The 14,470-nt window shown below is 32.8% G+C and carries 12 protein-coding genes; 3 read left to right on the top strand and 9 right to left on the bottom strand.

Translation table 11 applies throughout. The features are described 5' to 3' along the window. Position 1: 1 nt before the first annotated feature. From WBG07_RS03855 to WBG07_RS03845, 3 genes are read left to right on the top strand one after another with little or no spacing between them, the layout of a single operon-like run. Entirely contained in the window at positions 2–841 is an 840-nt protein-coding gene (locus WBG07_RS03855) for a mechanosensitive ion channel family protein (protein ID WP_340199168.1), read from the top strand. A 25-nt stretch (positions 842–866) separates the two neighbouring features. Then, positions 867–1,733 carry a DUF6268 family outer membrane beta-barrel protein gene (locus WBG07_RS03850; protein WP_340199167.1) on the top strand — a complete coding sequence of 289 codons (867 nt, stop codon included), beginning with the start codon at positions 867–869 and terminating at the stop codon, positions 1,731–1,733. A gap of 9 nt (positions 1,734–1,742) precedes the next feature. Continuing rightward, on the top strand, positions 1,743–2,906 hold the full coding sequence (locus tag WBG07_RS03845) for a sigma-54-dependent transcriptional regulator (protein ID WP_340199166.1): 1,164 nt from the start codon (positions 1,743–1,745) through the stop codon (positions 2,904–2,906). Between the two features lie 299 nt (positions 2,907–3,205). Here WBG07_RS03845 and WBG07_RS03840 read toward each other — a convergent pair whose 3' ends face one another. The 9 genes from WBG07_RS03840 to WBG07_RS03800 all read right to left on the bottom strand — a co-directional run bounded on the left by WBG07_RS03840 (position 3,206) and on the right by WBG07_RS03800 (position 14,460). Further along, a complete protein-coding gene (locus WBG07_RS03840) occupies positions 3,206–5,305 on the bottom strand; it encodes a DUF349 domain-containing protein (RefSeq protein WP_340199165.1) in 2,100 nt (699 codons plus the stop codon). 111 nt (positions 5,306–5,416) lie between these two features. Continuing rightward, on the bottom strand, positions 5,417–6,172 hold the full coding sequence (locus WBG07_RS03835) for a shikimate dehydrogenase family protein (protein ID WP_340199164.1): 756 nt from the start codon (positions 6,170–6,172) through the stop codon (positions 5,417–5,419). Beyond that, positions 6,150–7,166 carry a DUF368 domain-containing protein gene (locus WBG07_RS03830; protein WP_340199163.1) on the bottom strand — a complete coding sequence of 339 codons (1,017 nt, stop codon included), beginning with the start codon at positions 7,164–7,166 and terminating at the stop codon, positions 6,150–6,152. The genes WBG07_RS03835 and WBG07_RS03830 overlap by 23 nt, the downstream gene beginning before the upstream one ends. Then, positions 7,159–8,133, bottom strand: a complete 975-nt coding sequence (locus WBG07_RS03825; RefSeq protein WP_340199162.1) for a DUF368 domain-containing protein — start codon at positions 8,131–8,133, stop codon at positions 7,159–7,161. Before WBG07_RS03825 ends, WBG07_RS03830 begins: the two co-directional genes overlap by 8 nt. 35 nt (positions 8,134–8,168) lie before the next feature. Next, the gene (locus WBG07_RS03820) at positions 8,169–9,569 is read right to left on the bottom strand and encodes a tetratricopeptide repeat protein (protein WP_340199161.1); all 1,401 of its coding nucleotides are present in this window, start codon (positions 9,567–9,569) and stop codon (positions 8,169–8,171) included. An 88-nt stretch (positions 9,570–9,657) separates the two neighbouring features. Continuing rightward, complete coding sequence (locus WBG07_RS03815) at positions 9,658–10,851, bottom strand: aspartate aminotransferase family protein (protein WP_340199160.1); 1,194 nt, start codon at positions 10,849–10,851, stop codon at positions 9,658–9,660. A gap of 18 nt (positions 10,852–10,869) precedes the next feature. Continuing rightward, positions 10,870–12,600 carry an OstA-like protein gene (locus tag WBG07_RS03810; RefSeq protein ID WP_340199159.1) on the bottom strand — a complete coding sequence of 577 codons (1,731 nt, stop codon included), beginning with the start codon at positions 12,598–12,600 and terminating at the stop codon, positions 10,870–10,872. 126 nt (positions 12,601–12,726) lie between these two features. After that, positions 12,727–13,998 (bottom strand): adenylosuccinate synthase, encoded by a 1,272-nt coding sequence (locus WBG07_RS03805; protein ID WP_340199158.1) that lies wholly within the window; start codon positions 13,996–13,998, stop codon positions 12,727–12,729. Positions 13,999–14,016: 18 nt separating this feature from the next. After that, on the bottom strand, positions 14,017–14,460 hold the full coding sequence (locus WBG07_RS03800; RefSeq protein ID WP_340199157.1) for a Fur family transcriptional regulator: 444 nt from the start codon (positions 14,458–14,460) through the stop codon (positions 14,017–14,019). Positions 14,461–14,470 lie beyond the last annotated feature (10 nt).

Here is a 14,470-nt window from a genome sequence, read left to right as displayed (position 1 = left end):
GATGGATAAGGTTAAAGAATTTTTATCTTTTGTAATCTATCAAAGTGCCAGTATATCTATTACTATTGGTACGGTGTTGTTAATTATTTTTGGTTGTATTTTTGCCTATTACGTTCTCAAAACTATAAGGCATCTTATTACCTCTAAGTTGCCCATTGGTGACAGGAATAAGTTCATTAGTATCTTTAAATTCTTCAATTATCTCGTCTATATAATTGTTGTAATTGTAGTTTTGAGCTCCTCAGGTGTGGATTTAACTGTTTTGCTCACCGCATCGGCTGCTTTATTCGTTGGTTTAGGATTTGCACTTCAATATTTATTTCAGGATATTATTTCTGGAATATTAATTATTCTTGATCAATCCTTACATGTGGGAGATATTATTGAAATTGAAGAAAAAGTAGGTAAAGTAATTGATATAAAACTAAGAACTACAAGAGCGGTTACGAGAGATGATAAAATTATTGTAATTCCAAATCATAAATTTCTAACGGATAGTATTTATAATTACACCCAAAATCACCGTACTACAAGAGAATCTATTTTAGTTGGTGTAGCTTATGGGAGTGACGTAAGACTGGTTGAAAAATTATTGTTAACCTGTGTTGAAGAGCAAAAAGGAGTGTTAAAAACGCCTAAGGCTTTTGTACTTTTTGAGGATTTTGCAGAATCTTCACTTAACTTTAGAGTTTGTTTTTATATCAATGATAGTTTTTCAGACCCAAGAATAAAAAGTGATATTAGATTTAGGATAGATGCTAAATTCAGAGAAAATAATGTCACCATTCCTTTCCCTCAAAGAGATGTACACCTATTTAACTTAGCTTCTGATAAAAATTAAAATTTTTAAAACTATGCTTTAATTAATGAAAAAGTTTTTTTTATGTATTATTTTTATTTCTTTAACTTACGCAATAAAGGCTCAGATTAATGATCTTGGTGGTATAGAGTACACTGCTTTTTTTGGATCTAAAAATGATCCGTTTATTGGTATCGCTGAAATAGAAATGAACATTCCAATCCCTTTATCAAAAAAAGAACACTATTTGGTAAATGGTTTTTCTTATTCAAATGTTCATGTTAATTACAATAGCACTTATAGTTTTGATAGCAAACAGTTGGATCGCTTTCATATTTTAAAATATACTTTAGGATACACATTTCCCTTAAGTAAAACCTGGCGATTTACCGCACAAATTACGCCTTCTTTGGCTTCTAATTTTGCAGCGAAGGTAACTACGGATGATTTTGTATTGAATGGAAGTGTTATTCTTATTAGAACCATAGAGTCGCCCAAAAAAAATAGACTTACTGTAGGACTTGCTTATAATCAAACAAGCGGAATCGCTTTTCCACTGCCCTTTATAACTTATTTTAAAGAAATTAGCCCCAACCTATCTTACACGGTTGGAGTACCTATAACCAAAATGAAATATTTTTTTGGCGATAAAAAGCACGCAGTGGAAAGTTTTGTTAGGCTAGCAGGTTTTTTTGCTAATTTGAGTAATTCTATTTCTATTGGGGAAGAACAAGCCAAACAGATAAACCTTTCTGCGGTGGTAATTGGTTTTGGGTATGATTATTACGTAGGGAAAAGACTCAATTTTTTTGTAAAAGGAGGATATTTACTTAGGAATGAGCTCAGGCTTGAAGAGAATTCTAGCACAGAGGTTTTTAATTTTGATCTTGCAGATACCTACTATGTAAGAGGAGGTTTTAAGTTTAATTTTTAATATGTAAACATGTCAAAAATACTAATTATAGAAGATGAAGCGGCTATCAGAAGAGTACTGGTCAAGATTTTATCGGAAGAAAATGAAAAATATCAAGTAGAAGAAGCTGAAGACGGACTGGTTGGAATGGAAAAGATTAAAAAAGAAGATTTTGATCTAGTGCTTTGTGATATTAAGATGCCAAAGATGGATGGGGTTGAAGTTTTGGAAGCTTCTCGGAAAATAAAACCAGAAATTCCGTTCGTAATGATCTCTGGTCATGGAGATTTAGATACAGCTGTTAATACAATGAGATTAGGTGCATTTGATTATATATCAAAACCTCCAGACCTTAACCGCTTATTAAATACAGTAAGAAACGCTCTAGATAGAAAAGTGCTCGTGGTTGAAAATAAAGAACTACGTAAGAAAGTAAGTAAGAACTATGAAATGATTGGTGATAGTGAGTCCATAAATCATATTAAGGATATGATTGAAAAGGTAGCTCCTACAGATGCTAGAGTACTTATTACGGGGCCTAATGGCACAGGTAAAGAATTAGTTGCTCATTGGCTTCATCAAAAAAGTGAGCGATCTAAAGGGCCTATGGTGGAAGTAAACTGTGCAGCAATACCATCAGAACTTATAGAAAGTGAACTTTTTGGTCATGTAAAAGGTGCATTTACTTCTGCAAATAAAGATCGAGCCGGTAAATTTGAAGCTTCTAATGGGGGTACTATTTTTTTAGATGAAATAGGAGATATGAGTTTGTCTGCACAAGCCAAAGTTTTGCGAGCACTACAAGAAAATAAGATTTCAAGAGTTGGTAGTGATAAAGATATTAAAGTAGATGTACGCGTACTGGCGGCCACTAACAAAAATTTAAAGAAAGAAATTGAAGAAGGAAGATTTAGAGAAGATTTATATCATAGGCTAGCGGTAATACTTATTAAGGTACCTGCGCTTAATGAAAGGAGAGAAGATATTCCAGAACTAATTAAATATTTTGCGGCTAAGGTTGCTTCTGAAAATGGCACTACTCAAAAGGTGTTTTCAAATGAAGCAATTAAACTTTTACAGGAGTATGATTGGACTGGTAATATTAGAGAGTTACGAAATGTGGTGGAAAGATTAATTATATTAGGTGGCAAGGAGGTTACAAAAGAAGATGTAAAACTTTTTGCAACTAAGTAATATAAAAGCCGTATTAGAGTACCCTATCCCACAAAGTGTACAAGCTAAAAATAACAAGGGGTTTATGTGTTTAAAGTCTGCCCTTTTTTTAGATCTTGTGGAGTCAATTCAGAATTATGTCCTTCTCTAGTTTTTAGAACTAATAGGTGTTGACCATTTTTTAGTAGCTACCCAAGAGTCAAATCGTATTATTTCATAAACGATGTAAACAAAATATAGCGGTGGTATGCCACCGCTATATTTTAATATTGACATAACTTTGTTAGATAGAGCTACTCTGTTTAGATACTAGCCTTCTTCTATTTAAATGTTTTGATTTGTTTTAATTTCGCTTTTAGTAAATCAAGATCTTTTTTATGATTATTGATTTTTTTCACTACTTCTTTAACCATAGGATTATCTTCTGATGCATTTGAAAAGAATTGTAGGTTATTTTCAAGTTGACGAATCTCTCCTTTGAGTTCTTCAATTTTTCTTCTTATAAAAACACGCTCATTATTTAAAGCATAATCACTATCTGAATTAGCGAGTTGTTCAAGTTTATTTTCGTATTTAATGAGCTCTGCTTCATTTTTTTCAATATTTATTTTTCCAAACAAAGCATCTAGAATTTTATTGAATTTACTTTCTATATTTTTTTTATTATACGGAACCTTACCCATGGCTTTCCACGAAGCAATGTAAGTTTGAATTTGTTCTAAGTCTTTCTCTTTCTCTCCGCTAAGCTTGAAATTCTTAAGATCTTCTAAGAACTTGGTCTTTTTCTCAAAAGCTTCCAACTCTTCCTTATACGCTTCATTCTTTTGAGAGTGTAATCTATCAAAATAATGATTGCAAGCGGTTTTAAAGTCTTTCCAGATTTTATCTGAAAATTTACGCGGTACGTGCCCTATTTTTTTCCAGTCATTTTGAATTTTTTTCATAACCGGAGTGGTTTCGGTCCAATCATCACTATCTTTCAAAGATTCTGCTAGCTTTACCAAAGCTAATTTCTGCTCATAATTGTGATGCTGTTCCTTTTTGAGACCTTTATAGAAGGCATTCTTTTTACGATTAAAGTTTCTAACCGCTTCCTTGAACTCTGCCCATATTTTTTCATTGACTCTTAGAGGTACCTTGCCAGCGTTAAAAAATTCTTCTCTTAACGATTCAATTTCCCTAATTTGCTTCTGCCAAACACCATGAGTTGTTACTTTTTGAGCCCCAATTTCTGTTATTTTAGCGATGATCTCATTTTTCTTTATTAGATTATCTTGATAACTGGCTTCAAGGCTTTTAAAGTATTCTTGTCTTTTATCATGAATAACTTTTGTAGCCTCTTTAAATTGTTGCCAAATTTCTTCTCTATGTTCTCTATCTACGGGACCAATTTCTTCCTTCCAAATTTTATGAAGTTCTTGTAATTCTCTGAATGCTTTACCTAAATCGGGTTCAGAACCGAGTTCTTGAACTCTTAAAATAATTTTCTGCTTTTCTTCTAAATTATGTTTAAAATCTAAATCTCTTAAATCTCTATTGATATCTAGAAAATCATAGAAACGCTCTATATGATGGTGGTATGTACGCCAAACATTATTATACTCCATTCTTGGAATAGGTCCTGCATGTCTCCATCGTTCTTGTAGTTCTTTGAAATGTTTATAAGTAGTGTTGATGTTTTCTTCAACATTGATAAGTCCTTTGAGTTCTTCAATAATATCTAGTCTATTGGCGAGGTTTGTTTTGAGCTTAGATTCTAAATCTTTATAGTATTTATTTCTTTGATCTCTGTATTCTTTATAAAGATCATTAAAGACAATTTTTGGTTGATAATGAAAACTAAAATCTATTTCATTGCCTCCTTCATTTAAAAAATCCTCTTTTTTCTGCTCTAGCAATTCTTGAAATTTAAGATCAAATTCAGATTTAATTTGATCTACATGCGTTTTTATCGCTTGTATTTTTTCATTTTTTAATAATTTTTTCAGCTCCTCTGTTAAAGTATCCATGCTCATTGCATGATAATCTAAAAGGGGTATTGTATGCCTTTCTTTGCTTGATTCGTCTTCTGCATCTTCTGCATTGGTAGCATCTATTTCATCTTCTAATTTTTTTTCTTCCTCCTCTTTATTTTCAGGCGTAAGGTTAGTTGAAGGAGATGAACTCTCTTCTAATAGATTAGTTTCGGTTGAAGTTTGGACTTCTACATTATTAGAATCTTCTTGATTATCAGTGCCCTCTATTGGACTAATACTTTCGGCAGGCTCAGTTTTACTTTCAACTATTTTATCTGTAACTTCAGAAGAATCATTATTTTCTGAGGTTGTATTAACAGAAGTTTTAACACTGTTATTAGTGCTCTCTTCCTTGTCTGGAAGATCATTATGGTTATGAAGTTGGTCCTTTTCCTCGTCTAACATTTGGATAATGTTTTAGGTTCATCAATGCTTTCTTCTTGAAAGATACTAACAACTACTAAAATAGCAAAGTATTTTAGATTTTCTCGTATAAAGCAATTAGGTATATGTGTATTAGCTTGTCCAAATTTCCCAAGCCTTTTCTGCCTGTAACTCTAGCATAGATAGTCCATTACAAATGGTTGCTCCTTGCTTTTTACCTTGTTTTAAAAAAGAGGTTTCTTCTGGGTTATAAATAAGATCGTAAAGTAAATGTTTAGAGCTCATCGCACTGTAGGGAATATCTGGGCTATCATTTATATTTGGATAGGTTCCAAGAGGTGTACAATTGATAATAATAGGATGGTTATCAATTAGTGCAGGGGTCACTTCATGGTAAGTGATAAGATTATCTGCTGGTTTTCTTGAAACAAATTGATAATCAATAGATTTTTTCGCTAAAGCGTAGGCAACTGCTTTGGAAGCTCCTCCGGTACCTAACAGGAGTGCTTTGGTATGTGAAGGTTTTAAGAACTTAGAAATGGAAGCTTCAAAACCGTAACAGTCTGTGTTAAATCCTTCAAGTCTATTGTTCTTTATTTTTACTGTATTTACTGCACCTATACTAGCAGCTTCCGGATCTATAAAATCTAGCAAAGGGATTATTTTTTCCTTATATGGAATGGTTACATTAAAACCTTGAAGATTTGGATGCTGGGCTAACATGGATTTTAATTCTTCAATGGTCTCTAAATCAAAATTCCGGTAGTGGTAGTTTGAAAGTTCTAATTCGGTGAATTTTTTGGCAAAGTAGCCTGCGGAAAACGAATAAGATATATTCTTTCCAATTAATCCAAATAATTGGATGTTATTTTGTAGTTCTTTTTCCATACCAATCTAGTGCGAGTACAATTAGAATTCCAAAAATAATAAACCCTAAAGTATACTGGTTTTCTGCAGAAGAAATATCTGGAAGAAAACGTTTATAATTTTGTATTATTTTTTTACCATTGCTATCTAGTACAAAGTTAGCATTTTGATCTGTCATATAAATAGGCTTTTTCCATGGCCATACTACGCCTAATGATCCAGAGATAAAACCAATGATTAAAGCAGTTGTAATGTGTTTAAAATGTTTAAGAACGTAAGAAAGTAGATGTGAAAATGTAACTAGTCCAGTTACGGAGCCAGCGGTAAAAACAGCAAGAATGATTAGCGTATCTATCCGGGTTTGATTATGTACAAAACTAAAATCTCCTCTAAAGATATCTGCAATGGTATCATATAAAGCGTTTACAGAATCAACAAGTAATAATACATAATTACCAAGTAAAATGAGTATGAAAGAACCAGATAAACCAGGAAGTGTCATTCCAGAAACACTAATAATGCCACATATATAAATAAATATTAGATTGGTGTTTTCTTTAGCAGGATTTAAAAAGCTAATAGATACCCCTATAACGGCCCCCACGATAAGTGATATGATGGTTTTTCTATTCCAATGGTTAAAGTCCTTGGCTATATAGTAGATGGAGCCTATAATCATACCAAAAAAACTTGCCCATACAAATAGTTCTTTTTTTTCAATAAAGTAATCTAACAATTTAGAAACACTAAAGTAACTGATTAGCATTCCAAAAAATAGAAGGGATAAAAAATGTCCGTTTATATATCGATAAAAACTTTTAAATCTTCCATTTATTAATAATTTAAAAGCTTTTAAGTTTACTTTTTTTAGTGCGTAGATGAACTCCTCATAAAACCCTGCAACAAATGCGACAATACCACCCGATACTCCTGGAACCTTATTAGCTGCCCCCATAGCAAGGCCTTTTATTACTAAAAAAACTTTATCCTGAAGTGTGCGTGTATGATTATTCATTTGATGACTTTGCTTTATCTGCTATTCTTTCTAAGGAATAAATAGTAAGAAAGCCCAGAGTCACAAGTATGGTTGCCCACATTATTTTGGAATCTCCATCATAATTAATAGGGAAAACATTTTGTTGTAATAATGGCTCTTTTTCACCATGAGAATTTTCAAACCAACTCAATGTTTTTTTCCATGGCCATATTTTGTTAAGAGAGCCAATCATAAAACCAGTAAGTACTGCAAGGGTTAAGTTCTTATAATGATTAAACATCCAGTTTAGAATTTTTGAAAACGTTTTAATCCCTAGAATTGCACCAAAAAATAATGAAAAAAATTTAACCGAGGCTTCAATAAATTTATCAAGACTAAGGTCGTAAATACTTTCAATAAATAAATTTACGGTATTTATTGCTGTACTATATGCTCCTAACAACACCAGTATAAATGCTCCTGAAACACCTGGAAGAATCATTGCAATAATGGCTATAAACCCACAAAAAAATAGATAATAAAAACTATCCGGCGAACTGGTAGGTTCTAGGATGGTCACCAAATAAGAAATAATGGTTCCAGCTACTAAAAATAAAAATACAGGTAGAGACCATTTTGAAATACTTCTCCCAATGAGAAAAATACTGGCAATTACCAAACCAAAGAAGAAAGACCATAAAAGAATTGCTTCATTCTCTAAAAGCCATTTAATCACTTTTGCAAGTGAAAGAATACTAAAAAAAATACCTGAAAAGAGTGCCAATAAGAAACTTCCATTAATACTTTCCCACATGGTTTTAAAACCTTTGCGTTTCCATATGGTAAAAGCACCAAAATTAAGGTTACTAATGGTTTTAATTAACTCTTCGTAAATACCAGATATAAAGGCAATGGTGCCACCAGAAACTCCAGGAACAACGTCCGCAGCTCCCATAGCTATACCTTTAAAGGAAATTAATACATATTCTTTAAATGTTCTAGGCATACTTTTAACTTAACACGAACAAAAGTATGGAATTATTACAAAGAAGCATTTTTAAATTTTGTTATAATATTCCTAACACTATTTCGGATAAAAACCTCCGGAAAAAGCATTTGTAATATGGTGACTTTCTTGTAGTCATTCCTCAATGCGTTTTTAAGGTGGTATGTACCTTTGAGACTATCTGTGAGTGCAAAATAGAAACCTGCTATTCTAAATTCAAGTTCAGCTTTTTCAGGATAAAATTCAAATGCTTGCAAGAGTGTTATCACCCCAGTATTATATTCGCCAAGCTTTAAAAGAACATCACTCCATTGAATCCATGTTTCTAATTCATAGTTTCCTAACTCTACGGTTTTTTTATAAGCAATATCTGCTTCTTCATAGCGTTTGAGTTGTTGGTTAATTTGTGCTGAAAGTTTCCAGTACAGAACATTTTCACTGTCTATATTGATTGCTTTATCAATATAGTATCTTGCTTTTTGATAGTTTTCTTGATTGAAGTAAAAATTAGTAATGGCGAGCCAGCCTTTATCTAAGAGCGGATCTTCATGAACCGTTTTATAATAAAATTTTTGAGCGAGTTCTGTATTTCCTAATTTTTCATGGCATTTACCAATACGTAAATAGGCAAATGAGGTTGGATCATCTAATGAAAGGGAAACTTCATAGTTTTCAATTGCTTCATTATGCCTATTTAATTTTTCTAATACTTTCCCTTTTTCCAAATAGGCACCTACAAATGTATCATCTGCAATAATAGCAAAATCAAAACTGGCTAATGCTTCTTTAAACATCTCTTTTTCAAAGAATTGTTTACCTAGTTGATGCCATGCTACATCGCAATAAGGATTGTTTTCTAAATATTCGTTCAAAAAATTAATAGCACCATCATGATCTTCTAAAAATTCAAAACAATACACGGTGTTGTAAAGTGAGGCATAATCTTGTGGATCTTCCTGGAGACACTTTATAAAATATTCTTTTGCAGATGCATAATTATCCATAAAAAGATATTCCATTCCAATAAGAAGGTAAATATCTGTAACTTCTTCTGTAAAGATTAATGCTGTTTTTAATAAATCAATCGCTTTTTGGTGATTGTCTTTTTTAGAATAGATATTTGCTTTTTGGATGTAAATTTCTTCATTTGAATGCTCATAAGCCAATAAAGCATTAAGCATACTTTCTGCTGTTTCTAATTTATCTTCAAAAACAAATACTTCTATTTGAAGTAATTTTAAATTGGTCGTATCTGGATGCTGTTGAAGCCCAATTTTAATCGCCTTTTTAGCGAGGCTTACTTTACCAGAATCAAGATAGTGATGGATAATTTCTTCAAAATCTTCTGAATCAAAGAAATAGACATCATCTGTCTTCAACATTGATTCAAACTTGTCAATTGGTAAATTTTTATCGTCACTAGAACTAAATTGCATAAGCAATGCTTTTTTAGATTTCTATTGTACTTAAAATTAAAATATGGTAGCTTTAATTCAGGTAAAATAGGTTTTTCTTATTAACAAATTAGTTAACATTCTCTTGCTCCCAATTTTCAAGGCAGTCTAATATCACCTTACATCCTTTTCTGATTTCATCTTCAGAAATAGTTAAAGGAGGTGTTATACGAATAGCATTGGGCTCAAATAAAAGCCAGAATAAAATAAGTTGGTGTCTTAAAGCATTCAAAACTATATAATTAACAATATCGGCATTTTCTATAATAGCACAAAGCATTAATCCCTTTCCTCTTATTTCTTTTATAAGCGGATGAATTAAAAGTGATCTGAAAAGAGCTTCTTTCTGAAGTGTTGCTTCAATGAGATTACTTTTTGTAAGTTCTCTAAGTGTTGCTAAACAGGCGGCGGCAATCACAGGATGACCTCCAAAAGTAGTAATATGCCCTAATTTAGGTTTTTCTTTAAGCATATCCATGTGTTCTTTAGACGCAATAAATGCTCCTACTGGCATTCCTCCACCCATACCTTTTCCAGCAATAATCACATCTGGAACAATTCCATAATTCTGAAATCCAAAAAGTTTACCGGTTCTGCCAAAACCAGGTTGTATTTCATCAAGAATTAAAAGCACCCCATTTTCATCACATTTTTTTCTTACCTTTTTTAGAAAATTATTTTTAGGAGTTATAAAACCTGCTCCCCCCTGAATTGTTTCTAATATGACTCCAGCTGTTTTAGTAGTTATTTTATTTAGGTCTTCGTCTTTGTTAAAGTGAATAAATCGTGTGCCAGGAATTAATGGGCGAAATGCATTTTTCCTTTCTTCAAACCCCATCACGCTCATTGCACCTTGTGTATTACCATGATAGGCGTGATGAGCCGCAATCATTTCTGTTCTTCCAGTAACTCTTTTTGCTAATTTTATTGCTGCTTCGGTAGCTTCGGTTCCTGAATTGGTCAAATAGGTAGTTTCTAAGGGAAAGGGGAGCAAAGAACCTAGTAATTTTGTAAATTCTACTGCTGGTTTTTGAATATATTCTCCATAGACCATTACATGCATGTAAGTTTCTGCCTGTTCTTTTACAGCTTTAACCACAGCAGGGTGGGAGTGCCCAAGACTACAAGCAGATACTCCTGCAACAAAATCAAGAAACCCTTCACCTTTAGAATTATAAATGTAGCATCCCTTTGCACTTGAGACTTCCATGGCTAGCGGATGTGGTGTAGTTTGTGCCTGAAATTTTAAAAAATCTTCTAGCATAATCCCTCTTTCTAATGTTTATTCTTTCCTCTCTGCTTTTTTTGATTTGGAGGCGTTTTTTTTAACTGGTACCTGATCAAGTTCATTTTTTTGACGTTCCAGTTCTTCTGCTTCTATATCAATAGGATTATCAACTCCTCTTATTTTTACTAATTCTATGGAGTTATCATCTTCATCAAAAAGATCTTCTTTTGAACGAATCATCTCTCCATCTCGCCAAATGAAACCTGCCAATTTCCTTGCGTTTGGCGGTAAATCTTTTTCTGGAAAAATATCCCCATCAGGATTGGTAATAAAAGTAATATCTTCTATTCCGCTTTCCTCAAAAGTCATATTGATTGCGCTGCAAATAGTTTTATCAATACCAATTAATTTTTGATCATCATTATACATGTAATAAATAACTTCTGTATTCTTAATTACATCTACAATCTTCAATTCATTATCAATAAATTTTCCATATAAGTCTTTTCCTTTCACCTGATTGTAACCATTGGTGCTTAACGAATCTTTTTCTACTATAAACGCATTGTTGAGTACCTTTAAAGAATCGAGTTTTTCTGTTTTAACATTACTTATAAGATGGATACTATCACCTGTCATTTGATTCGTTCCATTCCATAAAACGGGGCTTTTCTTTTTCCGTTCTAACAATGGCATTTCATCACCTAAAAGTCCTAAGGGTTGTCCAATTAATTGTGTGAGGCCAGTTTTTTGATTTACATGAATTGAATCACATTTTCCACTGAGGTCTTTTTTAAATAGTTTTACATTTCTAAAGCCTCTAATGATACGATTTTCTGGCGGACCTGTTACCATTAAAGTATCTCCGTGAATATATAGGGAATCTTTTTCAATGACATTTATGGCAACTGCTCTTTTAGTGATAAAGACAGAATCTTTCTGTTTAAATACTTCTGCATAATGTCCTTTTACTACTCCTTTATTAATAGTATCTATGACTTTGATATTATTAGTAGCTGAGGCAAAATTCTCAAACTTATCAAAATAAAGACTATCTCCATATATAATACGGTTATTATAATCTATACGTGAGTTTTTTACAAAATATCCATTTTCATCCTGAGTGTCATAAAAGCCTCTTTCGCAATAGGTTACGTAGTCTTTGCCAGTAATGGTGGAGGGCCCATACATATAGGCATGTTTAGTAGAAGTGTAATAGTCTAATTGTGCAGACTCTAAAACATAATCAGGATTGGTAATAATAACATCGCTTACGAATTGATATTTTTTTGTTTCTAAAAGATACCGTCCTTTCTCACTTGTAAGTACATTGATAGAATCTCTTACAGTGCCAAAAGTTTCATAAAAAGCTTCTTGAATTGTTCTGTCAAAAAAAAGAGAATCTGTTTGTAGCGTCATTTGAGAATTACGCAATGTAACATTTTCTCTTGCTATCGCCAATTTAAGGTTCCCATCATAATCAAGTTTTTTGCTGGTCATTTTTAAGGAATCACCTTGCTGGAATCTTACATTGCCAAAAGCTCTTACACTATTTTTTTTCTGATTATATATAGCGAGATCACACCATAGCTCTCCTCCCTGATGCTCAAACTGTACTTGTCTAGTGCCATCTTTGGCAAATATGGATGCACCGGGATATTTCACTTCATTTTTTGTGTAGGTACCTCCATAAACTACCGTAATAGTCTTCTTCTCTTGTGAAAAGGTAAACTGATATACCAACACAAATAGTATGATAAACAATATGTTGCTTACTTTTTTCAACCGAAATTTACTTTATAACAAAAATAGACATTTTGTACAAAGCAACATGTGTATTAAGATGATTTTAAGAGCTCTAAAAGTACCCTGAAATAAATCTATGCTACCTAATTTTTAAATGAGAATATTTTATCTGTGAATTGTTTGTGTACGGTCTGGACCTACCGAAACTATTTTTATAGGAACTTGAAGCTCTTTTTCTAAGAAATCAATATAAGCATGCAGTGCTTGCGGCAATTGTTCTGAGGAATTTAGCTTGGTAAGATCTTTGTTCCACCCTTGCATTTCAGTGTACAGAGGGATTACATTTTCTTCTTCTATATTATAGGGTAAATGTGAAATAGTCTCTCCTTTATACTTATATGCAGTACATATTTTTAGGGTTTCAAAACCGCTTAATACATCTGCTTTCATCATCATCAACTGAGTTACTCCATTAATTTGAACAGCATATTTCAAAGCCACCAAGTCTAACCATCCGCATCTTCTTGGTCTACCGGTAGTTGCTCCAAATTCATTGCCAATCCGTCCTAATGCTTCTCCTGTTTCGTCAAACAACTCTGTAGGGAATGGACCACTTCCTACTCTAGTGGTATAGGCTTTAAAGATACCTAATACTTCGCCTATTGCTGTTGGAGCCACTCCTAAACCTGTACAAGCACCTGCTGCTGTGGTATTTGAAGAAGTAACATATGGATAGGTGCCAAAATCTATATCTAATAAAGATCCTTGTGCCCCTTCTGCTAAAATTGTTTTTTTACTTTTTTGTGCTTGATGTATATATTCTTCACTATCTATAAAAGTAAGAGATTTTAAAACTTCAACAGCTTCGCAAAATTCCTCTTCTAATTCTTTTAGGTCGTATTGAACATCAACATTATAAAAATGAATCATTGCCTCATGTTTGTCGGCCAAAGATCTGTAACGTTCTTTCCAGTCTGCCATTTCAAGATCTCCCACTCTAATTCCATTTCTACCGGTTTTGTCCATATAAGTAGGGCCAATTCCTTTAAGAGTAGATCCAATTTTGGCTTTCCCTTTAGCTGCTTCAGAGGCGGCATCTAACAAACGATGCGTTGGTAATATAAGGTGTGCTTTTCTTGAGATGAGTAGTTTAGATTTCAAATCAAGATTGAATTGTTCCAAATTATCTAGTTCTTTCTTGAAAATAACAGGATCTATAACAACCCCGTTGCCAACCACGTTAATTGCATTTTCGTGAAATATTCCGGAAGGAATGGTATGTAAGACATGTTTAATTCCGTCAAATTCAAGCGTATGACCTGCGTTTGGTCCTCCCTGAAAACGAGCTATTATATCATAATTTTTAGTTAGAACATCTACAATTTTGCCTTTTCCTTCGTCGCCCCATTGTAGTCCCAGTAATAAATCTACAGCCATTGGTAATGCTTGGTTATATTAGTTAGTTTCGTTTTTGGTTCCGTAAAAATATAGGGAATGATTGTGAATTTTGATATCAAAGACTTCTTCTATGGTTTTCTTGATAGTTTGAATCCGAGGATCACAAAACTCAATAACCTCTCCTGTATCTGTAAGAATTACGTGATCGTGTTGTTTGTCGAAATAAGACTTTTCATAATGTGCCTGATTTTGCCCAAACTGATGTTTTCTTACCAAATTACAATCCAGTAATAATTCAATAGTATTATAAAGGGTAGCTCTGCTAACCCTATAATTCTTGTTTTTCATTTTGATGTAAAGTGACTCAATATCAAAATGTTCTTCGCTATGATATATTTCCTGAAGAATCGCAAACCGTTCTGGGGTTTTACGATGACCATTTTCTTCCAGAAATTTGGTAAAAACATTTTTTACAATTTCTTGATTCTTCTCATTCGCCATATTATACCTT

Origin of the sequence: Ascidiimonas meishanensis (assembly GCF_037782385.1) — a bacterium.
GTDB lineage: Bacteria > Bacteroidota > Bacteroidia > Flavobacteriales > Flavobacteriaceae > Ascidiimonas > Ascidiimonas meishanensis.
Note: the sequence above shows the minus strand (reverse complement) of the source record. Positions and strands in the feature narration are given on the sequence as shown.

What these genes read in the sequence shown, in the direction of transcription:
- WBG07_RS03820 (WP_340199161.1), bottom strand. Translation starts at nt 9,569, where the DNA reads ATGCAATTTAGTTCTAGTGACGATAAAAATTTACCAATTGACAAGTTT.
- WBG07_RS03850 (WP_340199167.1), top strand. Translation starts at nt 867, where the DNA reads ATGAAAAAGTTTTTTTTATGTATTATTTTTATTTCTTTAACTTACGCA.
- WBG07_RS03855 (WP_340199168.1), top strand. Translation starts at nt 2, where the DNA reads ATGGATAAGGTTAAAGAATTTTTATCTTTTGTAATCTATCAAAGTGCC.
- WBG07_RS03835 (WP_340199164.1), bottom strand. Translation starts at nt 6,172, where the DNA reads ATGGAAAAAGAACTACAAAATAACATCCAATTATTTGGATTAATTGGA.
- WBG07_RS03845 (WP_340199166.1), top strand. Translation starts at nt 1,743, where the DNA reads ATGTCAAAAATACTAATTATAGAAGATGAAGCGGCTATCAGAAGAGTA.
- WBG07_RS03815 (WP_340199160.1), bottom strand. Translation starts at nt 10,851, where the DNA reads ATGCTAGAAGATTTTTTAAAATTTCAGGCACAAACTACACCACATCCG.
- WBG07_RS03805 (WP_340199158.1), bottom strand. Translation starts at nt 13,998, where the DNA reads ATGGCTGTAGATTTATTACTGGGACTACAATGGGGCGACGAAGGAAAA.
- WBG07_RS03800 (WP_340199157.1), bottom strand. Translation starts at nt 14,460, where the DNA reads ATGGCGAATGAGAAGAATCAAGAAATTGTAAAAAATGTTTTTACCAAA.
- WBG07_RS03825 (WP_340199162.1), bottom strand. Translation starts at nt 8,133, where the DNA reads ATGCCTAGAACATTTAAAGAATATGTATTAATTTCCTTTAAAGGTATA.
- WBG07_RS03830 (WP_340199163.1), bottom strand. Translation starts at nt 7,166, where the DNA reads ATGAATAATCATACACGCACACTTCAGGATAAAGTTTTTTTAGTAATA.
- WBG07_RS03840 (WP_340199165.1), bottom strand. Translation starts at nt 5,305, where the DNA reads ATGTTAGACGAGGAAAAGGACCAACTTCATAACCATAATGATCTTCCA.